This is a genomic window from Mycobacterium sp. 4858, assembly GCF_900240975.1.
Taxonomy (GTDB): domain Bacteria; phylum Actinomycetota; class Actinomycetes; order Mycobacteriales; family Mycobacteriaceae; genus Mycobacterium.
Window position 1 is genome coordinate 416,546 of the sequence record NZ_LT968775.1, and the last position, 25,729, is coordinate 442,274.

Genomic DNA, 25,729 nt, shown 5'->3' on the forward strand with positions numbered 1-25,729 from the left:
CGGCGACCGCTGACCGCGACATGCCGGGCCACAGGTATACCGCGACGTAGTTGGCGACGGTTAGGGTAGGACCGGCCCGGCGTGGGACACAGTCCGGCATCCGGCGACACTACTCGCCGCTGGGGGGATTACTCTGCTGCGCACCGGGTCGACGTGGTGCGGTGAGCGGGTCAAAAGCTTGGCCCGTAAAAAGTCACGGACCTATCGCCGGAGGCTGGCCCCCGGGGGAGCCACCTTCGTCGTCCGAGGTGAGAGGACAGATGCATGGCAACCGCCGAGACTCGGACGGAGCGCGCATCAGGTTTCGCGATAGTCGGCTACGCAGTGCGTGTTCCGGGCGCCGCCGACGCTTCCGAATTCTGGGACGTGTTGCGGCAAGGGCGCGATGCGGTGTCGGAGGTCCCCCCGGACCGGTGGAACGTCGAGGAATTCTTCGACCCGGACCCTGATGCGGCGGGCAAGATCGTCAGCCGCCGGGCGGGCTTCGTCGACGACGTAGTGGGGTTCGACGCGCCGTTCTTCGGGGTGTCGACGCGTGAGGTCATGTTGATGGACCCACAGCATCGGCTCCTGCTGGAGACGGCATGGCAGGCCGTCGAGCATTCCGGGACGGCCCCAACGGCTTTGGCGAACACCAAGACCGGGGTGTTCGTCGGTCTGTCCACCCACGACTACCTGGCGATGGTCTCCGACGAGTTGAAGTACGACGCGATCGACGCGTACATGGCGATCGGGACGGCGGCCGCCGCGGCAGCGGGTCGCATCAGTTACCGGTTGGGGCTGCAGGGCCCGGCCATCACCGTCGACACCGCCTGCAGCTCGTCGTTGGTGGCGGTCCACCAGGCTTGCCAGGCGCTGCGGCTGGGGGAATGCGACCTCGCGCTGGCCGGCGGCGCCAACGTGCTGCTCAGCCCGGCAACCATGATGACCTTCTCCCGGGCGCACATGCTCGCGCCCGACGGCCGCTGCAAGACGTTCGACGCGTCCGCGGACGGCTACGTGCGCGGCGAGGGTTGCGGCGTCATCGTCGTCAAGCGACTCGACGACGCGATCCGCGACGGCGACCGGATTCGCGCCGTGATCCGTGGCAGTGCGGTCAACCAGGACGGCGCGTCGGGCGGTTTGACGGTACCGAACGGTGTCGCCCAGCAGCGGGTCGTCGCCGAAGCGCTGGAGCGCGCCGGTGTCTCGGCACGCGACGTCGGCTACCTGGAGGCGCACGGGACCGGGACGTCGCTGGGCGATCCGATCGAGGTCCAGGCCGCGGCGGCCGTACTCGGCGAGGGGCGCGACGCGGACCGGCCCCTGTTGATCGGGTCGGTGAAGACGAATATCGGGCATCTGGAAGCGGCCGCGGGGATCGCCGGGATCATCAAGGTCGTCCTGTCGCTCGAGCACCAGCTCCTGCCGAAACACCTCAACTTCTCGAACCCGTCGCCGTACATTCCGTGGGACCGGCTTCCGGTGCGCGTCGTGGACGAGGCGATCGGCTGGGAACGCAACGGTCACCCCCGCGTCGCGGGGGTCAGTTCGTTCGGGTTCTCCGGAACCAACGCGCACGTCATCCTCGAGGAAGCGCCCGACGACATCGGCCGCCGGGCCGCGGCGCCGGGCGCCGTCGAGCAGCCCGACGACCGGCGTTTCAGTGTTCTGCCGCTGTCGGCCCGCACCCCGGCGGCCCTGGTGCAGCTCGCCGAGCGCTACCGCAGTTGGTTGACCGCGCATCCGGAGGCCGACCTGTCGGAGGTGTGCTTCACCGCCGGCGACGGGCGAGCCCACTTCGAGCATCGCGCCGCGCTGGTGGTGAATTCGACGCAATCCGCCGCCGAGTTGCTCGACGCGCTCGCCGACGACCGCCCCGCGCCGGGTTTGCTGCGGGGGGACTGCGACGACAAGCCGAAGACGGCGTGGTTGTTCCCGGGTCAAGGCAGCCAGTTCGCCGGCATGGCCCGGGAGTTGTTCGAAACCGAGCCGGTGTTCGCCGAGGTGATGACCCGATGCGCGGCGGTGGTCGACGCGGTGCTCGAAAAGCCGCTCCTGGACGTCATTTTCGATCCCGAGAGCCCGGACACCCTGCGGCAGACAAGCTACGCCCAGCCCGCCCTGTTCGCCGTCGAGATGGGTCTGGCCAGGCTCTGGCAGTCGTGGGGCCTGGAACCCGACGTGGTGCTGGGCCACAGCGTCGGCCAGTACGCCGCCGCCTGTGTCGCCGGGGTGTTCAGCCTCGAAGACGGCGCCCTCTTGCTCGCCGAACGCGGCCGCCTTTTCGGCGATCTGCCGGCGGGCGGCCGGATGGTCGCGGTCTTCGCCGCGGCCGAGCGCGTAGAAGGCTTCACCGACGAGTTCCCCCGGCTGTCGGTGGCCGCCTACAACGGTGCCAACACCGTGCTGGCGGGGCCCGCGGACGATCTGGAGCGGGTGGTGGCCGGCCTGACCGCCGACGGCGTTCGCTGCGACTGGCTGGACACCAGCCACGCATTCCACTCGGCGCTGTTGGATCCGGCTCTCGACGAGTTCGAGGCATACGCGAGCCGGTTCGAATTCAGCGCGCCACAACGAACTTTGATCTGCAACCGCACCGGCGCGGCCCTCGGCAGGACCGCGCAGCTGGACGCCTCCTACTGGCGCCGCCACGCGCGCCAGCCGATCGAGTTCGCCAAGAGCGTGTCCACGTTGGCCGATCTCAGCTGCGCGGTCCTCCTCGAGGTGGGCGCGCAACCGGTGCTTACCGCCGCCGCCCTGCGGGCGTGGCCCGATCCGGCCACCGCGCCCCGCGCGATCGCCTCGCTGCGCCGGAACGGCGCCGACCACCGCCAGATCACCGAAGCCCTTGCCAACGCCTACATCTGCGGCCACCTGCCGGCCTTCGGCGCTCTGCAACCGGGACCCACGCGCAAGCTTGACCTGCCCACCTATCCGTTCCAGCATCGCCAGTACTGGTTTCGCGACAAGGACGCCCCGGCCACCGCGTCCGTCGCCGAAACCGCCGCCGCGCGCACCGAAGCGGTCCGGCTTCTCGAGGACGGCCGGATCGAGGAACTCGCCGCGCTGCTCGACGGTCCGAACGCCGAGCGGCAGACCGCCGACGTGCTGGCCAGGCTTGCCGCACAACACAACCAGCAGCGTGAGACCCAAACCATCGCGGACGCTCGTTACGAGATCCGCTGGGAGAAAAGCGCTGTCGCGGCCGCCCTCGCGGGCGCGGGCTCCGAGTGGCTGCTGATCAGCGATGACACCGCGGCGGTCGCGCCGCTGGTCGACGCGCTGAGCGCCCAGGGCCAGCCGTTTCGGATCGTCGGGCTGCCCGTGTCGGACGCCGACGAGGAACGGCTCGAAGCGGAGCTACGCGCAACGGCGGCAGGCGAATCGACGCCGCGGATCCTGAACTGCGCCGCGCTCGAAGGGGATACGGCGCCGTCGATGCGCTCACTGCTGCGGATGCAACACCGCGTCCTGAGCGGAACACGTCGACTCTTCCGCGCCGCGGCCGCAGCGGAACTGCGCGCCCCCGTCTGGTTGATCACCCGCGGTGCGCAACGCGTCACCGACGCCGACACCGTGTCGCCGGCGCAATCCTGTCTGTGGGGATTCGGGCGCGCCGCCTCCCTGGAACACCCACAGCTGTGGGGCGGGCTGGCAGACCTGTCCCAAGGCGGCGCCGACGACTGGAGCCGGCTGATCGGTCAGGTCGTGGCCGGACCGCGGGACGAAGATCAAATCGCGCTCAGAGACGGCGGCATCTTCGTTCCCCGGCTGACCCGGCGTTCGGGGCTGCCGACCGCGGCGCCGCTCGTATTGCGTGATGGGGCAACTTATCTGGTGACCGGCGGGCTGGGCGGCGTCGGATTGGAAGTCGCCGGGTACCTGGCCGACCGCGGCGCGCGCCACCTGGTGCTGACCAGCCGGCGGGCGCCCAGTGCTGCGGCGCAGCAGCGCGTCGATGCCATCCGGGAAAGGTCGGATTGTGAAATCCGGGTCATCGCGGCCGATGTCGCCGATCCGCACGACGTCGCCCGCCTACTGGCCACGGTCGAGGCACAACTGCCGCCGCTGGCGGGCATCGTCCACGCCGCGGGCGAGATGGGCACCACGCCGCTGCGGGCCTTGGACGACGCCGAAGTCGATCGCGTGTTCGCGGGCAAGGTCTGGGGCGCTTGGAATTTGAGCGAGGCTGCCGCCGAGCTGCCACTGGACTTCTTCCTGAGCACCTCCTCGATCGCCTCGGTCTGGGGCAGCTTCGGCCAGACCGCCTACGGCGCGGCCAACGCCTTCCTCGACGGATTGTCCTGGCGGCTGCGTGAGCAGGACGTGCCGGCGGTCAGCGTCAACTTCGGCCCGTGGGCGGCCGGGATGGCCGACGAGGAGGCCCGTGCGCGCCTGGAGCAGCGCGGGGTCCGCACACTGCCACCCGCAGACGCGTTGGCCGGAATGGCCGACCTCGTCGCGACTTCCGCCGCGCACGGGGTGGTGGCCCGGATCGACTGGGCCCGCTTCCTGCCGCTCTATCAGCAGGCGGGCCGGCGGGCATTCCTGGACGAGTTGGCCGGGGAGCTGCCCGAGTCGGTGCCGGTGCCGTCGTCGTCCGGGAACACCCGGCTGGTCGAACAGCTCACCCACGCCCCGGTGCAGCAGCGGAAGAAGCTGCTGGTGGACTACCTGCGCGACGTCGTCGCCGAGGTGACACGGATCGACGCGGCGGAGATTCGCGAGGAGGCCGGGTTCTTCGACCTCGGCATGGATTCGCTGATGGCCGTCGAGTTACGCCGCCGGGTCGAGCACGCGGTGGGCAGGGAACTGCCGGCCACCCTCGCGATGGACTATCCGCGGGTGGCCGACGTGGCGCTCTACCTGCTCGACGACGTCCTGGGTCTCAACGCGCAGGCGGCCGCCAAGGCGGATGCCCGGCCGGCGTCGGTGACGACCGGGCCCGCCGACGAGCCCATCGCGATCGTCGCGGTGGCATGCCGCTTTCCGGCCTCGCCCGACCCCGAAGGCTATTGGGAGGTGCTATCCGGCGGTGTCGACGCGATCCGGGAGATCCCGGATGACCGCTTCGATATCGACGAGTACTACGACCCGGACCCGGAGACGCCGGGCAAGATCTACAGCCGCAGCGGCGGATTCCTGGATGGGATCGCCGGATTCGATCCCGAGTTCTTCGGGATCTCCCCGCGGGAGGCCGTGTGGATAGATCCGCAGCAGCGGCTGATGCTCGAAATCGCTTGGGAGGGACTGGAACGGGCCGGGTATTCGCCGGCCGCGTTGCGGGGCAGCCGAAGCGGCATCTTCGTGGGCGTGGCCGCCAACGAGTATTCGCACCTGTTGTCGCGAGACTCGGTCGAGAGCATCGAGGCGCACTTCATCACCGGCAACGCGCTCAACGCGATCGCCGGTCGAGTCGCCTTCGCGCTCGGGCTGGAAGGGCCGGCCGTGGCGGTCGACACCGCGTGCAGCTCGTCGCTGGTCGCCGTGCATCAGGCCTGCCAGGCATTGCACTCCGGCGACTGCGATCTGGCGCTGGCCGGCGGTGTCAACGTGCTGCTGAGCCCGGCATCCATCGTCGCCGCCTCGCGAGCCAGGATGCTCTCGCCCGACGGACGGTGCAAGACCTTCGACGCCGCCGCCGACGGCTACGTGCGCAGCGAAGGCTGCGGAATTCTCGTGCTCAAGCGGCTGAGCGATGCGCAACGCAGCGGCGACCGCATCTGCGCGGTCATCCGGGGCAGCGCGGTCAATCAGGACGGCGCTTCCAGCGGTCTGACTGTCCCCAATGGTGGTGCACAGCAACGGCTTATCTCCGCGGCGCTGGCCCGCGCCGGGGTGAGCGGGGGAGAGGTCGATTACCTCGAGGCGCATGGCACCGGCACCTCACTCGGTGACCCGATCGAGGTGCAGGCCGCCGCGGCCGTCTACGGCGCCGACCGGGATCCGGGCCGGCCCCTGCTGATCGGATCGGCGAAGACCAACCTCGGCCACCTCGAGTCGGCCGCCGGCGTCGCGGGTCTGATCAAGGTCGTGCTGTCGTTGCAGCACGAGGTGCTGCCGCAGAACCTGCACTTCAAGAATCCGTCGCCGCACATTCCGTGGGACTCCCTGCCGGTGCGGGTCGTCGACAGGGCGACGCCCTGGCAGGCCAACGGCCGGCCGCGCCGGGCCGGGGTGAGCTCGTTCGGGTTCACCGGAACGAACGCTCACGTTCTGATCGAGGAGGCGCCACCGGAAACGGTGACCGCCGACCCGGCGGACGGCCTTGCGGTGACACCGGCGCCGGACGCCTCAACCGAACGCGTCGGCGTGTTCCCCATGTCGGCGCGCTCACCGCAGGCTTTGGTGGCGTTGGCGCAACGATACGGGTCCTGGCTGGACTCGCACCCCGAGGTCGACATCGCCGATGTCTGCTTCACCGCCGGGGTCGGCCGTGCGCACTTCGAACACCGCGCCGCGCTGGTCGTGGATTCGGCGCGGGGCGCCCGCGAGATGCTGGACGAGTTGGCCGAGAACCGTTTGCGACCGGGTGTGGTCCGGGGCGAGTGCGGCGACCCACCGAAGACGGCGTGGTTGTTCACCGGGCAGGGCAGCCAGTACCCGGGGATGGCCCGCGAGCTGTTCGACTCCGAGCCGGTATTCGCCGAGACCGTGACGCGGTGCGCGGAAGCGGTCGACGGCATGCTGCCGCGCCCGCTGTTGGAGGTTCTGTTCGACACCGACCGCGACGCCGCAGAGACGTTGCAGCACACGTCGTTTGCGCAGCCGGCGCTCTTCGCCATCGAGATGGGCCTGGCCCGGTTGTGGCAGTCGTGGGGCATCGAGCCCGACGTCGTCCTCGGGCACAGCGTCGGCCAGTACGCGGCGGCGTGTGTGGCCGACGTGTTCAGCCTCGAGGACGGTGCGCGGCTGATGGCCGAACGCGGGCGGCTGTTCGGCAGCCTGCCCGAGGGTGGCCGGATGGTGGCGGTGTTCGCCGACCCCGAGCACGTGGAGGACGCCGCCAAGCGGTTCTCCCGGGTTTCGGTCGCCGCCTACAACGGCCGCAATACGGTGATGTCGGGTCCGGGTACCGATTTGGAACAGATCGTCACGGCCTTCAGCGATGACGGGATCCGCTGCACCTGGCTGGACACCAGCCACGCCTTCCACTCCGAGTTGCTCGAGCCGGTGCTCGACGAATTCGAGGCGTACGCGACGCGGCTGCAGTTCGCCACCCCGACCCGCCCGCTGGTGTGCAACCGCACCGGCGCGGTGCTGACCGCGGAAACCCCGCTGGACGCGCAGTATTGGCGGCGGCATTCCCGCCAGCCGGTGCAGTTCACCGAGAGCGTGCGCACGGTGGCGGCGCTGGGCTGCTCGGTGCTGATGGAGATCGGTCCGCAACCGATCCTGACCGCGTCCGCGGTGCAGGCGTGGCCGGAACACTCGGCGGCGCCACGCGCGATCGCCTCCCTGCGCAAGGGCGCCGGCGCCCGGCGTCAGATCTCCGATGCGCTGGCGGCGGCCTATGTCGCCGGGCACCGGCCCGAGTTCGCCACGGTCCACCAGCGACCCGGTCGCAGACTCGACCTGCCCACCTATCCGTTCCAGCGCCGCCACTTCTGGCCCAAGGCGTCCGGTATCGCCGGCGTCGACGGTCCGGGCGCCGCCGTGTCCGGAATCCTCGGCAGCGAAAAGGATCTGGCCTCCGGTGATGTCGTGTACACCAGTCGGCTGTCCGTCAAATCGCAGCCGTGGCTGTCCCACCACGTCATCTATGGCACCGTTGTCGTTCCCGGAGCGACCTACGCGGCGATGGCCCTTGCCGCGGTCGGGACGCCGGCTCAGGTCCAAAACGTCTTCTTCTACGAACCGATCATCTTGCCCGACAAGAGTTCTCGCGAGGTGCAGCTGACCTCGCATCCGTCCGAGGATCGTGGTGGCTGGACCTTCCAGGTGCACAGCCGTCCCTATGGCGTCCGCGACGCGGAATGGTCGCTGAACGCCGACGGCACCGTCGTCACCGGAGGCGCCGACGTCGAAGACGAGCCGGTGGATTCCGTTGACGCCGCGGTCGAACGGTTGAACCGTACCCGCCCCCAGCAGCTGTTCGACACCTTCGCCGACATGGAACTGGCCTGGGGCCCCACGTGGTCCACCTCCTTGAAATCGCTGTGGGTGGGCGAGGGCGAGGCGATCGGCGACGTCGTCGTCGGTGAAGAACTCGCCGAACACCTGGGCGGCGAGCCGGTCCACCCGGTACTGCTCGACCTGTGCACCGGCGTCGCCTTCCCGGCGTTTCCCGCGCTTCTCGCGGCGACCGAGCAGGGAGCGGTCCCCGACCTGTTTCTGCCGCTGCGCTATGGGCGGGTGATGCTCGCCGAGCGGATGCCGCGGCGGTTCTACTGCCGGGCCAAGTGGCGCGCCGGCGGCATGGAGAGCGAAACACAGGTCTTCGACCTTGATTTCGTGGATCGCGATGGCCGCCACCTGGGCGGGATACGCGAGTTCACCGTCAAACGCGCGCCCCGCGAAGCGTTGCTGCGCGGACTTGGCGGCGATGTCGCCCGGCTGCTGTACACCCTCGGCTGGCACGAGGTGCCCGCACCGGCGTCGAGCACCGGCAAGGGCCAGGGCGAAAAGGACCGCGGCACTTGGCTGGTCGCCGGATTCGACGAGCTGGCGGCCGAACTGCCGGGTTGCATTCCGTCCACCGCGGCCATGGGACAGCGGGACTGGCAGCAGCTGTTCGCCCAAGCGCGGGAGAACGGCGCGCCGATCACCGGCGTCGTCTGGCGCGGCAGCGGTCGACCGGGCGCGGAGGAGTCGAGCGACGAGTTCGCCGCCCGGCTGGAGACGGACATCGGCAATCTGCTGGGCGCCGTGCACACGCTGCTGGCCGAAGAGTCGGTGAAACTGCCCGGCGGACTGTGGATCATCACCGAACGGGCCGTGGCGACCGAATCCGGTGAGCGGGTCGACCCGGTGCAGGCCGCGCTGTGGGGGCTGGGACGCACCATCATCTCCGAGCAGCCGACGCTGCGCTGCAGGCTGATCGATCACGACGGATCCGACGAGGCCGTGCACGCGCTGGGCGGGCTGCTCGGCGCGCCCGACACGTCTCTGGAAGAACCCGAAGTCGCACTGCGGCAAGGGAAGTTCCTGGCGTCCAGGCTGCTGCCGTGGGCGCGCAGCGGTCATCTGGCCGTACCGCGCACGGGCGACTACGTGCTGGCGCCGACCGAACGCGGCGCGATCGACAACCTGCATCTCGCCGAGACGGAGGTCCCGTCGCCGGAACCCGGCCAGGTTCAGATCCGGGTGGAGGCCGCCGGTCTCAACTTCCGGGATGTGCTCAACGTGCTGGGCCTCTACCCGGGCGATCCGGGGCTGATCGGCGGCGACTTCTCCGGCATCGTCACCGAAATAGGCCAGGGTGTGGCCGGATTCGAGGTCGGCGAGCGTGTCTTCGGCTTCATGCAGGGGGCCTTCGCCAGCCGGATCAACGTGCCCGCCCAACTGCTGGCGCCGGTACCGCACGAGCTGGGTGCGGTGGCGGCGGCCACCATTCCGGCGGCCGCCCTCACCGTGCGACTCGCCTTCGACTGGGCGCAACTCAAGCCCGGTGACCGCGTGCTCATCCACGCCGCCAGCGGTGGCGTCGGACTGGCCGCCATCCAGATGGCGCAGCAGCAGGGCGCGATCGTCTTCGCCACCGCCAGCACCTACAAACGGGCGACGCTGCGCAAGCTGGGTGTGAAGTACGTATACGACTCGCGCACGACGGAGTTCGCTGACCAAATCCTCGCGGACACCGACGGGGCGGGCGTCGACGTGGTGCTCAACAGCCTTACCAACGAAGGCTTTGTGGAAGCGACCGTGCGGGCCACCGCCCGCAATGGCCGGTTCGCCGAGATCGCCAAGCGAGACATCTGGACGCATGCGCAGATGGCGGCGGCCCGTCCCGACATCGCCTACGAGGTCGTTGCGCTGGACGGCACGATCGTGCAAGACCCGGAGCGCATCCGGCGATTGCTGGGCGAAGTGTCCGACGGGTTGGGCGACGGCGAGTGGGCGCCGCTGCCCGCCGAGATCTACCCGTTGACCGAGGCGAAGACCGCGTTTCGCCGCATGCAGCAGGCGCGGCACATCGGCAAGATCGTGCTGCAGATGCCGAGCCCGCTGCAGCCGCAGGGCGATCGGAGCTACCTGATCACCGGCGGCCTCGGCGCGCTCGGCCTGCACACCGCGTCCTACCTGGCCCAACTCGGTGCCGGCGACATCGTGCTGACCAGCCGCCGCGCGCCCGACGCGGACGCGCAACAGGCGATCGCCGCCATCACCGAGCGCTACCGGTGCCGGATCCACACCTTTGCGGCCGATATCGGCGACGAGGACGAGGTCGAGGAACTGCTGGAGCGGATCCGGGCGGAGTTGCCGCCGCTGGCGGGCGTCGTGCACCTGGCGGGCGTGCTCGATGACGCGCTGCTGCCGCAGCAAAGCGTCGACCGCTTCCGGACGACCCTGCTGCCAAAGGCGTTGGGGTCCTGGAACCTGCACCGGCTGACCAGAAAAGACGAACTCGAATTCTTCATCGTCTACTCGTCGATTTCCAGCGTGCTCGGTTCACCCGGGCAGTCCAACTACGCGACGGCCAACGCGCTGCTCGACGGGCTGGTCGCGGAGCGCAGGGCGCAAGGCCTGCCCGCCACCAGTGTGAACTTCGGTCCGTGGGCGCAGGGCGGCATGGCCGCGTCGGAGGCGGCGCGTGCCAATCTCGGTGCGCAGGGCCTGGTTTCGATGGAACCCTCCGCGGCGCTCAACGCGCTCGGTGAGATCGTCGCGCACGGCACGGGCCAGGTGACCGTCATCAAAGCCAATTGGCAGCGCGCCGCGAAGATGCTGGGTGGTGCTCGCCCACCGATTCTCGACCACTTGTTGCCGAGCGACGCCGCGACCGCGCCCGGCGACAGCGAGTTGCTCAAGAAGCTGCACGAGGTCCCGGAGGCGGAGCGGGTCAGTTTCCTGACGGAGTTCCTGCAGCAGGAGGTGCAGCAATTCCTGCGGCTCGCACAGCCGCCGGCCGCGACGAGCCGGTTCCTGGACCTGGGTACCGACTCGCTGATGGCGGTCGAGCTCCGCAATCGGTTGTACGGTCAGTTCGGTGGCGCGTTCACCATCAGCGCCACAGCGGTTTTCGACTATCCGACGATCGGCGCGCTCGCCGAGTACCTGGCCGGTCAGATGCCCGAGGTGGTACAGGCGTCGGGGGCGCGCGGCGCGGAGCCCGGCGGTGCGGCAGGACCCGCATGAGCGGACAACCAGTCGGCGTGCGCCGCAGCGTCAGTCGCTGATATCGAAACCGGCGATGACCTTGGTCGGGCGCAGGCGCACCACCAGTTCGCCGGGCGCGGAGTTGCGGCGGCCGAACTCCTCGGCGCGGTCGGCGCCCATGTACCGCGCGCCGGTGCGGGTCGCGATGTCGAGCACGTCGGCCGGATCCTCGCTCACCGTCGCCACGCCCTGCACCTGGACGAACGAGTAGGGCGGGTGGGGATCGTCGACGCACATCACCACTCGCGGATCACGATGCAGGGCACGGCCTTTCGAAGTGTCACGGCCGGTGTTGAACGCCAGCTGTCCCTCGTCTACGACGAACCACACCGGCGCGACCAGCGGCCGGCCGTCGGCGGCAACGTAACCGAGCATGCCCGTACGGGTGCCGGCTGACAGGAACTCGACAACCCTCTGCGAGAGCGTGGCGGGCGCGGCCATGACTAGAGACGGGCCAGGTCGTAGTCGCCGATGTGGTCGATCAGGTTGTGCAGGTGGTCGCCGGATGTGCCGAGCGTGTGCTCGATCGCGGTGAGCCGGGCGGCATAGTGGGCGACCGGGTATTCCGCGGTCACACCGATGCCGCCGTGCAGCTGGATCGACTCCTGGGCGATGTGCCGGCCCGAGCGGCCGATCTGCAGCTTGGCCCGCGAGGCGATCACCGGATCGATGTTGCCGTCCGAGATCGACATCGACGCGTACATGCTCATGCTGCGCGCCAGTTCGAGCGACACGTACATGTCGGCTGCCCGCTGGGTGAGCGCCTGGAATTTGTTGAGCGTGACGCCGAACTGCTTGCGGGTCTTGAGGTAGTCGGTGGTCAGTCGCAGCGCTTCCTCCATCGCCCCGACCGCTTCGGCGCACAGCGCCGCCTGGATGCGGATGATGGCGTCGCGGATCGCCTGCGACGCGTCAGCCGCTTCGCCCAGGGGCTCCGCGGGTGTGGCGTCCAAGTCGATCTGCGCGCCGCGCTGTCCGTCGAAGGTCCGGTACGGGTGACGGGTAACGGCGCTTGCGTCGACCAGGAACAGCCCCGTGCCGCCGTTCGGTAACGCGGCGCTGACCACCAGGGTGTCGGCGCAGTCGCCGGCGAGCACCGGGTTCTTGCGTCCGCTCAGCGCCCACGAATCGCCTTGCCGCACAGCCTTGGTGCCCACGTCCGCGGTCGGGGCGCGGTGGCCCGGTTCCAGGTGGGCGAAGGCCAGCAGGCGTTGGCCGGCCGCGACGTCGTCGAGTTGTTCCTTCTGAGCATCCGTGCCCAACTCGGCGATCAGCGCGCCCGGTGCGAGCGCGGCGTGCAGGATCGGCTCGGGGGCCAGCCGGCGCCCCGCCTCGACGAGCACGACCATGATCTCGATCTGGCCCGCCTCCTCCGGGTCGAAGCCGAGGCCGAGGATCCCGGTGTCGGCGAGCTGACTCCATACCTCGCGGCTCCAGCCCAGGTCAGAGCCGATCACCTTGTTGCGGCTCTCCGGGTCGTAGCTGCGTGAGAGCAGTTCGCGGGTGGTGTCGCGGAGCAGTGTCTGCTCGTCGGTCAACTGAAAGTCCATGGCTGCCTCACAATCCCAGAATGGTGGACGCGATGATGTTGCGCTGCACCTCGTTGCTGCCGCCGTAGATCGACGTCTTGCGGTAGTTGAGGTAGTGCGGCGCACTGTGTTGCGCCCAGTCCGGAGACGCGATGCCTTCCCCGTCGGCGGGCAGCGCGTCGGGCCCGGCCACCTCGACGAGCAGTTCGGTGGCGATCTGCTGCAGTTGGCTGCCGCGGAGTTTGAGCACCGACGACGCCGGATTGGGCTGCCCGTTCGCGGAATCGGTGACCACGCGCGACTGCGTGAGTTCCAGTGCCAACAGCTCGTTTTCGGCTTCGGCGAGCCGGGCCGCGAACAGCGGATCCTCCAGCACGCCGGCCGCCGCGGCGTGCTTCTTCACCTCGGCCAAGCGCACCTTGGTCCGCCCGACGCCGGCGATGCCGGTCCGTTCGTTGCCGAGCAGGAACTTCGCGTACGTCCAGCCCTTGTTCTCTTCTCCCACAAGCTGATTGGCGGGCACGCGGACGTCTTCGAAGAAGATCTCGTTCACCTCGTGGCCGCCGTCGATCGTCTTGATGGGCCGCAGGGTGATGCCCGGCGTCTTCATGTCGAACAGCAGAAACGAGATGCCGGCCTGACGCTTGGGCGCCTGCGGGTCGGTGCGCACCAGGCAGAAGATCCAGTCCGCGTACTGGCCGAGCGTGGTCCAGGTCTTCTGGCCGTTGACGATGTAGCTGTCGCCATCCCGCACCGCGGTGGTGCGCAGCGACGCCAGGTCCGAACCGGCCTCAGGCTCGGAAAAGCCTTGGCACCACCAGATGTCGAGGCTGGCGGTCGGCGGCAGGAAGCGTTCTTTGACCTCCTCCGAACCGAATTCGGCGATCACCGGGCCCACCATCTTGGTGTTGAAGTTCAGCGGCTCCGGGACGCACGCCAGTTGCATCTCGTCAGCCCAGATCTGGTGCTGGGTGGGCGTCCACTCCTTGCCGCCCCACTCGACAGGCCAGTTCGGTACCGCCAGGCCGTGCTCGTGCAGGATCTTGTGGCTGGTGACGATGTCGTCGTGGTTCACTTCCGCCGCACCCCGGCGCACCCGCTCGCGCACCTCTTCGGGGATCTTGGTGGTGTAGATGGTGCGGAGCTCGTCGCGGAACGCGGCTTCCTCCGGTGTGAGCGCCAGTTGCACGGCGGCCTCCTGTCATCTGGGGTGAACGTGGCCACCAGCGTCGGAGGGCCCGGTTCTGGCGATGCCGTTCTTGGCTCCATCTTGACCCATTCCCCGCAGCCGTTGTCCACAGCCTCGGTTTAGTCCACAGTCTCGGGCCTTGCCGTCGCCGGTCGGGGCCGAGCCGACGGTTGGCGCACCTACGGTCGGCGCATGCGAACAGAACTTCCCGCCGAGCGTTTGCAGCGGAGACTCGGCGCCGAGCCGGACGCCGAGCCCGACGCCGCGGAGTCGACGCCAGCCGGGCAGTCGGCCGACGAGGACCAGAATTCGCTGTTGCCGCGCTGGCTGCCCGCCGCATCCCCGGAGCGCGGCTGGCTGGCCAGGCTGCGTGCCGACCCGGGGCGCGCCGGCGCGATTGGCCTGGCGATCGTGGCGGCGCTGGCCGTGCTCGTCACGATATTCACGCTGCTGAGGGATCGGCCCGCGCCGGTGATGTCGGCCAAACTGCCGCCGGTGGAGAAGGCGGCGACGGTGAGTCCCAAGTCGTCCGCCGGCCCGAGTGCCGGCCCCGACCGGCCCGTGGTGGTGAGCGTGGTGGGCCTGGTGCACAATCCCGGGCTGGTCACCCTGGCGCCCGGGGCGCGCGTCGCCGACGCGCTGCAGGCCGCCGGCGGCGCCGTCACCGGGGCGGACACCATCGGACTGAACATGGCGCGCCCGCTCGGTGACGGCGAGCAGATCGTCGTCGGGCTCGCCCCGACCCCCGGGCAGCCGGCGGCGTTGGGAAGCTCGGTGGCGTCCGGCCCCACACCGACGTCGAAGCCACCGCGGCAGGGGGCCGGACCGGCGAGGCCGAAGGCGGGCGAGGTGCTCGACCTCAACACCGCGAGCGCGGAGGATTTGGACGCCCTGCCCGGCGTCGGGCCGGTCACGGCCGCCGCGATCGTCGCCTGGCGGCAGACGAACGGCAAGTTCACCAGCGTGGACCAGCTCGCCGAGGTCGACGGCATCGGTCCGGCGAGGCTGGAGAAGTTGCGCGCCCTGGTCCGTGTCTGAGACCCGTGGACGGTTCCGGCCTCGTCGAAGAGGGCGCGGCGCGCGTCGACGCCCGCCTGGTGCCGGCCGCGGTCACCTGCTGGGTGGTGACCGCCGCGGGGATCTGGTGGCCGATCGGCCGGGTGGTGGCGGCGTGTTGCGTCGCGTTGGCCGCCGCCTCCGGCGCGCTGGCGTGGTACGCCGCGCACGGTCGGCGGGGCGCAACCGGGCCGTTGCGAGCCGTCGGCACCGGCCTGGCCGCGGCCGGGGTCATCGGCGCCGGGTTCGGGTTCGCGGTCGCGCTGCGCGCGGAAGCGGTCGATCGCCACCCGATCACCGCGGCGTTCGGGACGGCCGCCCCGGTGACGGTCACACCCACCGAGAGCCCGGTCTCGCTGAGCCGCGGCCGGCTCATGTTTCGCGCCACGCTGCAGCGGCTGCGCGACGCGCCGATTTCCGGTCGCGTCGTGGTCTTCGCGCGCGCGTCGGACTTCGAATCGGAAGCCGACGGACTGATGGTGGGCCGGCCGGTGCGATTCACCGCGCGGATCGGCCGCCCGACCCGCCGCGATCTCACCGTTGCGGTGCTCAACGCGTCGGGCCGGCCTGCCCTGGGCACCGCCGGCGCCGTGCAGCGGGCCGCCCACACGGTGCGCGGCCGGTTCGCCGCCGCCGTTCGCGGCGCGCTGCCGGCCGAGCTGGCGGCGATGCTGCCCGCCCTGGTCCTGGGTGACACCTCGGCGGTCACCGCCGAGACCGACCGCGACTTCCGCGCGGCGGGCATGACGCACCTGATGGCGGTGTCGGGTGCCAACGTGACCATCGTGTGTGCGGCCGTGCTGTTCTCGGCGCGCTTGATCGGACCTCGGGCGGCCGTCGTCCTCGCCGGACTGACACTCGTAGCGTTCGTCGTTCTGGTGCAGCCGACGGCGAGCGTGTTGCGCGCGGCCGTGATGGGCGCGATCGCGCTGGCCGGGATGCTGTTCTCGCGGCGGCGCCAGGCCATCCCCGCGCTCAGCGCCACGGTGCTGGTCTTGCTGGCGATGGCCCCGCAGCTGGCCGTCGACGTGGGCTTCGCGCTGTCGGTGGTCGCGACGGCCGCGCTGGTCGTCATCGCGCCGGTCTGGTCACGGCGCCTGGTGAGCCGGGGCTGCCCCGGGCCGCTCGCCGACGCCCTGGCGATCGCCGCGGCCGCACACGTGGTGACCGCCCCGCTGGTGGCGGGTATCTCCGGGCGAGTCAGCCTGGTGGCAGTCGGCGCCAACCTCGCGGCGGCCCCGGCGATCGCGCCGATCACCGTGCTCGGCAGCGCGGCGGCGGTGTTGAGCGTGCCGTGGCCGGCCGGCGCCCAGCTGTTGATCCGTTTCACCGGCCCCGAACTGTGGTGGGTGGTGCGGGTGGCGCACTGGTCGGCCGGCGCGCCGGCGGCGACGGTGCCCGTTCCGGCCGGGGTGCCCGGAGTGCTGCTGGTCGCGGGGGCGACTGCGCTGATCGTCGTCGCGGTCACCCGGCTGCGCGGGCGCCGCCGGTCCGGCGCCGCCGCCCGGGTGGCCGCATTGACGGCTGTGCTCTGCGCGCTGGCCTGGTGGTTGTCGACGGCCCTGGATCCTCAGAGCGGCGTAGTCGGTCCGCCGTGACACCATCGTGGAGTGAGCGAGGATTCGCCGTTGCACCTGGTCCTGGGTGACGAGGAGTTGCTGGTCGAGCGGGCGGTGGCCGACGTGTTGCGGGCGGCGCGCCGGCGGGCCGGTTCGCAGAACGAGGCCGACGTCCCCGTCAGCCGCATGCGGGCGGGTGACGTCAGCACCTACGAGCTCGCCGAACTGCTGAGCCCGTCGCTGTTCGGTGATGAGCGCATCGTCGTGCTGGAGGCCGCCGGGGAAGCGGGCAAGGAGGCGGCCGCGGTGATCGCCGCCGCCGCGGCGGACGTCCCGCTGGGCACGATGCTGGTGGTCGTGCATTCGGGCGGCGGGCGCGCCAAGGCGCTGGCCACCGAGCTGCAGTCGCTCGGTGCCGTCGTGCACCCCTGCGCGCGGATCACCAAGGCCAGCGAGCGAATCGACTTCGTCCGCAAGGAGTTCCGCGCGCTGCGGGTCAAGGTGGACGAGGACACCGTGACCGCGATGCTGGACGCGGTCGGCTCCGACGTGCGGGAGCTCGCGGCGGCCTGTTCGCAGTTGGTCGCCGACACCGGCGGGGTCGTCGATGCCGCCGCGGTCCGCCGCTACCACAGCGGCAAGGCCGAGGTGAAGGGGTTCGACATCGCCGACAAGGCGGTGGCCGGTGACGTCGCGGGCGCCGCCGAGGCGCTGCGGTGGGCGATGATGCGGGGCGAGCCGCTGGTGGTGCTGGCCGACGCGCTCGCGGAAGCGATCCACACGATCGGCCGGGTCGGCCCGCTGTCGGGCGATCCTTATCGGCTGGCCTCGCAGCTGGGGATGCCCCCCTGGCGGGTACAGAAGGCCCAGAAGCAGGCGCGGTATTGGTCGCGCGAGAGTGTTGCGGCGGCGATGAAGGTGGGGGCGACGCTCAACGCCAACGTCAAAGGAGCGGTGGCGGACGCCGACTACGCGTTGGAGTCGGCGGTCAGGACGGTGGCCGAGCTGGCCGCCCACCGGGGCCGGTGAGCGCGGGCCGGGCTCAGAGCTTGTTGAGCGCCCGGGCCAGGGCCGACTTCTTGTTGGCCGCCTGATTCTTGTGGATCACGCCCTTGCTGGCGGCCTTGTCCAGCTTGCGGGTGGTCGCCGCAAGCAACTCGGTGGCCTTCTCTTTGTCGCCGGCGTGGGTGGCCTCGCGGAACGCACGCACAGCGGTGCGCAGCGAAGACTTCACCGACTTGTTGCGCAGGCGAGCGCGCTCGTTGGTGCGGTTGCGCTTCTGCTGCGACTTGATGTTGGCCACGCTTGTAAGTTCCTTCTTCGATTCGACGTTTGTATGGGTGCCGGATATCACCACAGCGACTGCCCAGGTTATCAGTCGGTTACGTTTTCTCCCAAAACGGGAACCCGTGGCCTGCCCTAACGTCAATTTGAGGCAGCATCTGAAAAGTGAGTCTTCCGAGCCAGCTTGAGGAAAACAGGCGGGGGTTGCGTGCTGCGCGCCACGAGCGCATCTTCGGCGGGTACAACACGTCGTCGGACATCTATTCGATGGCCTTCGACGAGATGTTCGACGCACAGGGCGCCGTCCGGGGCCCCTACAAGGGCATCTACGCCGAGCTCGCGCCGTCGGACGCCTCGGAGCTCAAGGCGCGCGCGGAGGCCCTGGGCCGCGCATTCCTCGACCAGGGCATCACGTTCTCGCTGTCGGGCCAGGAGCGGCCGTTTCCGCTCGACCTGGTCCCGCGGGTGATCTCGGCCGCCGAGTGGAGCCGGTTGGAGCGTGGCATCATCCAGCGCGTCAAGGCGCTCGAGATGTATCTCGACGACATCTACGGCGATCAGGAGATTCTGAACGACGACATCATTCCCCGCCGGCTGATCACCTCCTGCGAGCATTTCCACCGCCAGGCGATGGGCATCGTCCCGCCCAACGGCGTCCGCATCCACGTCGCCGGCATCGACCTGATCCGCGACGAGAAGGGGAATTTCCGTGTCCTCGAGGACAACCTGCGCTCGCCGTCGGGCGTCTCGTATGTCATGGAGAATCGGCGGACCATGGCGCGGGTCTTCCCGAACCTGTTCGCCACGCACCGGGTGCGCGCGGTCGACGACTACGCCTCGCACCTGCTGCGGGCCCTGCGCAACTCCGCGGCCACCAACGAGGCCGACCCGACGGTGGTGGTGCTGACCCCCGGGGTGTACAACTCGGCCTACTTCGAGCACTCGCTGCTGGCCCGGCAGATGGGCGTCGAGCTGGTCGAAGGTCGCGACCTGTTCTGCCGGGACAACCAGGTCTACATGCGCACCACCGACGGCGAGGTGCAGGTCGACGTCATCTACCGGCGCATCGATGACGCCTTCTTGGATCCGCTGCAGTTCCGCGCCGAATCGGTGCTGGGGGTGGCCGGCCTGGTCAACGCCGCGCGCGCCGGCAACGTGGTCGTCTCCAGCGCGATCGGCAACGGTGTGGGTGACGACAAGCTCGTCTACACCTACGTGCCCACCATGATCGAGTACTACCTGGGGGAGAAGCCGCTGCTGGCCAACGTCGAGACGTATCGGTGCTGGCTCGACGACGAACGCGAAGAGGTGCTGGACCGGATCGACGAGTTGGTGCTCAAGCCGGTCGAGGGGTCCGGCGGCTACGGCATCGTGTTCGGACCGGAAGCATCCGACAAAGAGCTGGCCGCCGTGGCCAAGAAGATCCGCGACGACCCGCGCAGCTGGATCGCCCAGCCGATGATGGAGCTCTCGACAGTGCCGACGCAGATCGGGAACACCCTGGCGCCCCGGTACGTCGACCTGCGGCCCTTCGCGGTGAACGACGGCGACGACGTGTGGGTGCTGCCCGGCGGGCTGACCCGGGTGGCTCTGGTCGAGGGCTCCCGGGTGGTCAACTCCAGCCAGGGCGGTGGCTCGAAGGACACCTGGGTGCTGGCATCGCGGGGCTCGGACAGCGACCGGGAGCTCGGCGCGGCCGAAGTGGTGCGCTCGCTGCCGGAGTCCATTCCCGACCCGGCGCTCGACGGCGGGCAGCGGATGTCGCAAACACAGTCGCAACTCACGGAGTTGCCCCAGGAACAACAGCTCCAGCAGCAACAGCGGCGGGGGAGGCGCTGATGCTGGCCCGCAATGCCGAGGCGCTGTTCTGGATCGGGCGCTACGTCGAGCGCGCCGACGACACGGCGCGCATTCTCGACGTGGTCCTGCACCAGCTGCTAGAGGATTCCAGCGTCGACCCCGACCAGGCGTCCCGCCTGCTGCTGCGGGTGCTCGGCATCGATCCCCCCACCCACGACCTCGACGTGTGGTCGTTGACCGACCTGGTGGCCTTCAGCACCAACGCATCCGGGGGTTCGTCGATCGTCGACGCCATCACGGCGGCGCGCGAAAACGCCAAGTCCGCCCGGGAGGTGACGTCCAGCGAGATCTGGGAGTGCCTGAACACCACCTACCATGCCCTGCCCGAACGCGAGCGCGCCGCCAAACGCCTTGGGCCACATGAATTCCTGGCGTACATCGAGGGCCGGGCAGCGATGTTCGCCGGGCTGGCCGACTCGACGCTGTCGCGCGACGACGGCTATCGCTTCATGGTGCTGGGCCGCGCGATCGAGCGGGTCGACATGACGGTGCGGCTGCTGCTGTCCCGGGTGGGCGACAGCGCGTCGTCGCCGGCATGGGTGACGCTGTTGCGCTCCGCGGGCGCGCACGACACCTACCTGCGCACCTACCGCGGCGTGCTGGACGCCGGCCGGGTCGTCGAATTCATGATGCTCGACCGGCTTTTCCCGCGGTCGGTGTTCTATTCGCTGCGGCTGGCCGAACACAACCTCGACGAGCTGCTGCACAATCGGCAGAGCCGGATCGGGGCGACGGGGGAGGCGCAGCGGCTGCTTGGCCAGGCCCGCAGCGAACTGGAATTCGTGCAGCCCGGTGTGCTGCTGGAGTCCTTGGAATTCCGCCTGGCCGGGCTGCAGCGAACCTGTCACGAGGTAGGAGAAGCATTGTCGGTCCAGTACTTTCACGTTACCCCCTGGGTGGCGTGGTCCGACGCCGGCGATCGGACCCGGCTGGTCGGCCGGCCGGGGGACAACTGATGTGGCGGCTGCGGGTGGTGCACACCACCGGTTACGCATACCAGTCGGCGGTCACCGCCTCCTACAACGAAGCGCGGCTGACCCCGCGGTCGAACTCCAGGCAGAACGTCATCCTCAATCGCGTCGAAACCATCCCCGCGACGCGGTCCTATCGCTACGTCGACTATTGGGGCACGGCCGTAACGGCTTTCGATCTGCACGCGCCGCACTCCGACCTCACGGTGACGTCCTCCTCGGTGGTCGAAACGGAGGGGCCCGAACCGCCGGTGACCGACGTCGACTGGAGCGAACTGCGGTCGGAGGCGGTGATCGATCGGTTCGACGAATTGCTACGTCCCACCGCGCATACCCCGGCGAGCAAGAAGGTCGGGTCGGTGGCGAAAAAGATCGTCAAATCCCACCGGCCCGTAGAGGCCGTCGCCGCCGCGGCCCATTGGGTGCGCGGCGAGCTGGAATATCTTCCGGGAACCACCAGCGTGCACTCGTCGGGACTGGACGCGTTGAACGAGGGCAGGGGCGTCTGCCAGGACTTCGTCCACCTGTCGCTGATGTTGTTGCGGGCCATGGGGATTCCCGCGCACTATGTGTCGGGTTACCTGCATCCCAAGCGCAACGCCGTCATCGGCGACACCGTCGACGGGCGCAGCCACGCCTGGATCCAGGCCTGGACGGGCGGCTGGTGGAGCTATGACCCGACCAACGAAACCGAGATCTCCGAGCAGTACGTCAGCGTAGGTGCCGGTCGCGACTACACCGACGTGCCTCCGCTCAAGGGCATCTACTCCGGTCAGGGGGCGACCGATCTCGACGTCGTCGTGGAGGTCACCCGGCTGGCGTAGCCCGGCGCAGCGACCTCCCGAATGACCGTTAAGGCGCGTCGATTTCGACGCGGTGCAGGTCGTCGCCCAGCTCGATCCGCCCGCCGAACTCCGAGGCCGCCAACGCCCGCCACTGTTCTTCTTGGCCCGGCACCAGCGCCGGCACGTAGTGGGTCATGACCAGGGTGCCGACTCCCGCGCGCGCCGCCGTCGCCGCCGCTTCCTGGACCGACGAGTGGTAGTCGCAGATGTCCTGGAGCCGCTGTTGCGGGATGTTGCCGACGATGTCCTTGCGGATCACGGTGTGCACCAGCGCGCCGGCGCCCGCCGCCAGCTGGTCGAGGCCGGCGCAGGGCACCGTGTCCCCGGCCAGCACCACCGACGCGGCCCCGTAGTCGATTCGGAACCCGACGGTCGGCGCGACCGGCCGGTGATCGGTCGGGGCCACGCGGATCGACACCCCGTCGCGGTCCCACACCGTCCCCTCCGTGCATTCGTGGACCTCGACCGCCGGCGGGGCGTTCAGGTCGGCGTGATGGGCGATCCGGTACTCGATGTCGTGGCGGAACGCGTGCAGCGTCGCGTCCACCGTCTCCGCGGTCCCGGGCGGTCCGATGATCGGCAGCGGTGCGGGATCCGGTGCGAAGGTGCTGATCCACCGGGTGATGAGCAGATCGCCCAGATCCCCGATGTGGTCGCTGTGGAAATGGGTGATCAGCAGCGCCGACAATCCGGCCGCGCCCACACCCACCGCCGCCGCGCGCTGCAACACGCCACGCCCGCAGTCCACCAGGAAAACCTGGCCGCCGGCGCGCACCAGCGTCGACGGCCCGGCACGGTTCGGGTCGGGGATCGGGCTCCCGGTTCCCAGCAGCGTGATCTCGATCATGGCCCCTATCTTGCAAGCCCGGGCGCTCGGCGGCAGCTCAATCGGGCGATCCGGGTCGACGCGGCCCCGGGGTGGTTTCGAACGACGACGTCAGGGTATGGACACGGATCGGCTACCGGTTCTCGTCGCGGCTTTTGCGCCGCGCAAGTTAGCCGTAGCCTGATGTGAAGCGGATCACAACCGGCTTGGAGGCCTTGATGCGGATTGCAGACGTCTTGCGGAACAAGGGCGCGGCGGTGGTGACCATCAACCCCGAGGCGACGGTCAAAGAGCTGCTCGCGGGCCTCGCCGAGCAGAACATCGGGGCCATGGTGGTGGTCGGCGACGAGGGCGTCGTCGGCATCGTCTCCGAGCGTGACGTGGTGCGCCAGCTGCACACCCATGGCGCCAGCGTGCTGTCGCGGCCGGTCTCCAAGATCATGACCGCCACCGTCGCCACGTGCACCAAAGCCGACACGGTCGACTCCCTGAGCGTGCTGATGACCAAGAACCGGGTGCGCCACGTGCCGGTGCTCGACGGCAAGAAGCTGATCGGCATCGTCAGCATCGGCGATGTGGTGAAGACCCGCATGGAAGAGCTCGAGGCCGAGCAGCAGCAGCTGCATTCCTACATCACCCAGGGCTGACCCGCCGGTTCGCCGAACGTGCACTCAGGGCGAAGATCCGGCCATTTTTTCGCCGTGGTTACACGTTCGGCGGGAGGGAGTCTTAGCTCCAGGCGTAGTCCTCCCGCAGCCGCTCGGCGATGACGTCGAAGATCTCCCGGTCCAGGATCGCGCCCTCGCGGCGAATGCTCTCTTCGGGCACGTCGAGCACCCGGTCCAACCGGACCCAGCTCGGTCTGCCCTCGTAATCCCACGCGCCGGAACCGATCCCGATCCAGTCCCGGTCCTCGGCGTGGCGCTCCTGGCTGGACACCATCAACCCGAGCAAGACGCGGCGGTCGCGACCGACCACCAGCACGGGGCGGTCCTTGCCGCGCGTGGGGTCGTCCTCGTAAACCACCCACGTCCAGACGATCTCGCCCGGATCGGCCCGGCCGTCGAGGTCGGGCGCGTAGACCAGCTTGCGCGCGCGCTGCGCGGTGGGAAAGCTCGTGTTGGTCACCGGGCGGCCCGCCGCGATCGCGGGCTGTTGCGGCGCGGCGGCCGCGATGACGTTCGCGGTGATCTTGACGGCCTGTTGCAGTTCCCGCAGCACGGACTGCGAGTTCTGCACGTGCCGGGCCAGTCGCGGGGCCCGGTCGAACACCAGGTTTTCCGCGAACCGCTGGAACGTCTTCCACTGGGATTTGCGGGCAGACGCCATATTCGCAGCATAGACGCGCCGCGCCCGGGCGCGATTGTGTCCGAGTAGGTCTCGGCGGCCGGCCCTGGATACCCTGGACATACCCATGAGCCGGTGTTCAAGCGGCCGCAAGCATGTGCAGACCAGGAGATTCCCATCAGCAGTTTCGCCGACAAGACCTTCACCGCGCCGGCGCAGATTCGGAACTTCTGCATCATCGCCCACATCGATCACGGCAAGTCCACGCTGGCGGACCGGATGCTTCAGCTCACCGGCGTCGTCGATGAGCGGTCGATGCGCGCGCAATACCTGGACCGGATGGACATCGAGCGGGAGCGCGGGATCACCATCAAGGCGCAGAACGTGCGGCTGCCGTGGCGCGTCGATCAAACCGATTACGTCCTGCACCTGATCGACACCCCGGGCCACGTCGACTTCACCTACGAGGTGTCTCGCGCGCTGGAGGCGTGTGAGGGCGCGGTGCTGCTGGTCGACGCCGCCCAGGGCATCGAGGCGCAGACGCTGGCCAACCTCTACCTGGCGCTGGACCGCGACCTGCACATCATCCCGGTGCTCAACAAGATCGACCTGCCCGCGGCCGACCCCGAGCGCTACGCCGCCGAACTCGCCCACATCGTCGGCTGCGAACCCGGCGACGTGCTGCGGGTGTCCGGCAAAACCGGGGAGGGCGTCGCCGACCTGCTCGACCATGTGGTGCGCGAGGTGCCCCCGCCGCAGGGCGACGCCGACGCGCCCACCCGCGCGATGATCTTCGACTCCGTCTACGACATCTACCGCGGCGTGGTGACCTACGTCCGGGTGATGGACGGCAAGATCGTCCCGCGTGAGCGGATCAAGATGATGTCCACCGGCGCCACCCACGAGTTGCTCGAGGTGGGCATCGTCTCGCCCGAACCGAAGCCCAGCGAGGGCTTGGGAGTGGGTGAGGTGGGTTACCTGATCACCGGCGTGAAGGACGTCCGCCAGTCCAAGGTCGGCGACACGGTGACGACGGCCCGGCACGGCGCCACCGAGGCGCTGACGGGTTATCGCGAACCCAAGCCGATGGTCTACTCGGGCCTGTATCCCGTGGACGGCTCCGACTACCCGGACCTGCGTGATGCGCTGGACAAGCTGCAGCTCAACGACGCGGCCCTGACCTACGAGCCAGAAACGTCGGTGGCGCTGGGCTTCGGGTTCCGGTGCGGCTTCCTGGGCCTGCTGCACATGGAGATCACCCGCGAACGCCTGGAACGCGAGTTCGATCTGGACCTGATCTCGACGTCACCCAACGTCGTCTACCGCGTCATCAAGGAAGACGAGACGGAGATCATCGTGACCAACCCGTCCGATTGGCCCGAGGGCAAGGTCCGCACGGTTTACGAGCCCGTCGTCAAGACCACCATCATCGCGCCCAGCGAGTTCATCGGCACCATCATGGAGCTTTGCCAGTCGCGCCGCGGCGAGCTGGGTGGCATGGACTACCTCTCACCCGAGCGGGTCGAACTGCGCTACACCATGCCGCTTGGCGAGATCATCTTCGACTTCTTCGACTCGCTGAAGTCGCGAACCCGCGGCTACGCCAGCCTCGACTACGAGGAGGCCGGCGAGCAGGAGGCCCAACTGGTCAAGGTCGACATCCTGCTGCAGGGCGAGGCCGTCGACGCGTTCAGCGCGATCGTCCACAAGGACGGGGCATCGGCGTACGGCAACAAGATGACCACCAAGCTCAAAGAGCTGATTCCGCGCCAGCAGTTCGAGGTGCCGGTGCAGGCGGCCATCGGATCGAAAATCATTGCCCGCGAGAACATTCGGGCGATCCGCAAGGATGTGCTGTCCAAGTGCTACGGCGGGGACATCACCCGCAAGCGCAAACTGCTGGAGAAGCAGAAGGAGGGCAAGAAGCGGATGAAGACCATCGGGCGGGTCGACGTGCCGCAGGAGGCCTTCGTGGCGGCGCTGTCCACCGACGCCGCGGGTGAGAAGGGCAAGAAGTAGCCG

At 69.4% G+C, this 25,729-nt stretch carries 14 protein-coding genes and 1 pseudogene; 9 read left to right on the top strand and 6 right to left on the bottom strand.

Going from position 1 to position 25,729, the window contains the following annotated elements; genetic code table 11:
* Positions 1-264: 264 nt before the first annotated feature.
* Positions 265-11,280: a type I polyketide synthase gene (locus tag C1737_RS02000; RefSeq protein ID WP_102417082.1), complete on the top strand. Its 11,016-nt coding sequence runs from the start codon at positions 265-267 to the stop codon at positions 11,278-11,280.
* A 30-nt stretch (positions 11,281-11,310) separates the two neighbouring features.
* Here the strand turns inward: C1737_RS02000 and C1737_RS02005 are convergent, their stop codons facing one another.
* The 3 genes from C1737_RS02005 to C1737_RS02015 are packed head-to-tail and all read right to left on the bottom strand — an operon-like array spanning position 11,311 to position 14,019.
* Positions 11,311-11,742, bottom strand: a complete 432-nt coding sequence (locus C1737_RS02005; RefSeq protein WP_068093089.1) for a PPOX class F420-dependent oxidoreductase — start codon at positions 11,740-11,742, stop codon at positions 11,311-11,313.
* A 2-nt stretch (positions 11,743-11,744) separates the two neighbouring features.
* Positions 11,745-12,851 (bottom strand): acyl-CoA dehydrogenase family protein, encoded by a 1,107-nt coding sequence (locus C1737_RS02010; RefSeq protein ID WP_102417083.1) that lies wholly within the window; start codon positions 12,849-12,851, stop codon positions 11,745-11,747.
* A 7-nt stretch (positions 12,852-12,858) separates the two neighbouring features.
* Entirely contained in the window at positions 12,859-14,019 is a 1,161-nt protein-coding gene (locus C1737_RS02015; RefSeq protein WP_068093093.1) for an acyl-CoA dehydrogenase family protein, read from the bottom strand.
* Positions 14,020-14,211: 192 nt separating this feature from the next.
* On the opposite strand from C1737_RS02015, the gene C1737_RS02020 reads away from it, so the two are divergent.
* From C1737_RS02020 to holA, 3 genes are read left to right on the top strand one after another with little or no spacing between them, the layout of a single operon-like run.
* Positions 14,212-15,057 carry a ComEA family DNA-binding protein gene (locus C1737_RS02020; protein ID WP_068093096.1) on the top strand — a complete coding sequence of 282 codons (846 nt, stop codon included), beginning with the start codon at positions 14,212-14,214 and terminating at the stop codon, positions 15,055-15,057.
* A 5-nt stretch (positions 15,058-15,062) separates the two neighbouring features.
* Positions 15,063-16,673 (top strand): ComEC/Rec2 family competence protein, encoded by a 1,611-nt coding sequence (locus tag C1737_RS02025; RefSeq protein ID WP_199182770.1) that lies wholly within the window; start codon positions 15,063-15,065, stop codon positions 16,671-16,673.
* 30 nt (positions 16,674-16,703) lie between these two features.
* Entirely contained in the window at positions 16,704-17,663 is a 960-nt protein-coding gene (holA, locus tag C1737_RS02030; RefSeq protein ID WP_102417731.1) for a DNA polymerase III subunit delta, read from the top strand.
* 13 nt (positions 17,664-17,676) lie between these two features.
* Here holA and rpsT read toward each other — a convergent pair whose 3' ends face one another.
* On the bottom strand, positions 17,677-17,937 hold the full coding sequence (gene rpsT, locus C1737_RS02035) for a 30S ribosomal protein S20 (RefSeq protein WP_067918734.1): 261 nt from the start codon (positions 17,935-17,937) through the stop codon (positions 17,677-17,679).
* Positions 17,938-18,083: 146 nt separating this feature from the next.
* Between rpsT and C1737_RS02040 the strand changes: the two genes are divergently transcribed.
* From C1737_RS02040 to C1737_RS02050, 3 genes are read left to right on the top strand one after another with little or no spacing between them, the layout of a single operon-like run.
* On the top strand, positions 18,084-19,757 hold the full coding sequence (locus tag C1737_RS02040; protein ID WP_102417084.1) for a circularly permuted type 2 ATP-grasp protein: 1,674 nt from the start codon (positions 18,084-18,086) through the stop codon (positions 19,755-19,757).
* On the top strand, positions 19,757-20,734 hold the full coding sequence (locus C1737_RS02045; RefSeq protein WP_067918730.1) for an alpha-E domain-containing protein: 978 nt from the start codon (positions 19,757-19,759) through the stop codon (positions 20,732-20,734). Before C1737_RS02040 ends, C1737_RS02045 begins: the two co-directional genes overlap by 1 nt.
* Positions 20,734-21,573, top strand: coding sequence for a transglutaminase family protein (locus tag C1737_RS02050; protein ID WP_067918728.1), 840 nt, complete (start codon positions 20,734-20,736; stop codon positions 21,571-21,573). Before C1737_RS02045 ends, C1737_RS02050 begins: the two co-directional genes overlap by 1 nt.
* 28 nt (positions 21,574-21,601) lie before the next feature.
* On the opposite strand, the gene C1737_RS02055 is transcribed toward C1737_RS02050, so the two are convergent.
* Positions 21,602-22,441: a ribonuclease Z gene (locus C1737_RS02055; RefSeq protein WP_102417085.1), complete on the bottom strand. Its 840-nt coding sequence runs from the start codon at positions 22,439-22,441 to the stop codon at positions 21,602-21,604.
* Between the two features lie 197 nt (positions 22,442-22,638).
* Here C1737_RS02055 and C1737_RS02060 point away from each other — a divergent pair, with 197 nt between their 5' ends.
* The gene (locus C1737_RS02060) at positions 22,639-23,067 is read left to right on the top strand and encodes a CBS domain-containing protein (protein ID WP_102417732.1); all 429 of its coding nucleotides are present in this window, start codon (positions 22,639-22,641) and stop codon (positions 23,065-23,067) included.
* Between the two features lie 82 nt (positions 23,068-23,149).
* Here the strand turns inward: C1737_RS02060 and C1737_RS02065 are convergent, their stop codons facing one another.
* Positions 23,150-23,749, bottom strand: a complete 600-nt coding sequence (locus C1737_RS02065; RefSeq protein WP_102417086.1) for a type II toxin-antitoxin system PemK/MazF family toxin — start codon at positions 23,747-23,749, stop codon at positions 23,150-23,152.
* Between C1737_RS02065 and lepA the strand changes: the two are divergent.
* A pseudogene (gene lepA / locus C1737_RS02070) lies at positions 23,731-25,726 on the top strand (translation elongation factor 4). The gene C1737_RS02065 and the pseudogene lepA sit on opposite strands and share 19 nt — an antisense overlap.
* The last annotated feature ends 3 nt before the right edge of the window (positions 25,727-25,729 follow it).

What these genes read in the sequence shown, in the direction of transcription:
- C1737_RS02050 (WP_067918728.1), top strand. Translation starts at nt 20,734, where the DNA reads ATGTGGCGGCTGCGGGTGGTGCACACCACCGGTTACGCATACCAGTCG.
- C1737_RS02000 (WP_102417082.1), top strand. Translation starts at nt 265, where the DNA reads ATGGCAACCGCCGAGACTCGGACGGAGCGCGCATCAGGTTTCGCGATA.
- C1737_RS02045 (WP_067918730.1), top strand. Translation starts at nt 19,757, where the DNA reads ATGCTGGCCCGCAATGCCGAGGCGCTGTTCTGGATCGGGCGCTACGTC.
- C1737_RS02005 (WP_068093089.1), bottom strand. Translation starts at nt 11,742, where the DNA reads ATGGCCGCGCCCGCCACGCTCTCGCAGAGGGTTGTCGAGTTCCTGTCA.
- C1737_RS02055 (WP_102417085.1), bottom strand. Translation starts at nt 22,441, where the DNA reads ATGATCGAGATCACGCTGCTGGGAACCGGGAGCCCGATCCCCGACCCG.
- C1737_RS02060 (WP_102417732.1), top strand. Translation starts at nt 22,639, where the DNA reads ATGCGGATTGCAGACGTCTTGCGGAACAAGGGCGCGGCGGTGGTGACC.
- C1737_RS02020 (WP_068093096.1), top strand. Translation starts at nt 14,212, where the DNA reads ATGCGAACAGAACTTCCCGCCGAGCGTTTGCAGCGGAGACTCGGCGCC.
- C1737_RS02010 (WP_102417083.1), bottom strand. Translation starts at nt 12,851, where the DNA reads ATGGACTTTCAGTTGACCGACGAGCAGACACTGCTCCGCGACACCACC.
- C1737_RS02065 (WP_102417086.1), bottom strand. Translation starts at nt 23,749, where the DNA reads ATGGCGTCTGCCCGCAAATCCCAGTGGAAGACGTTCCAGCGGTTCGCG.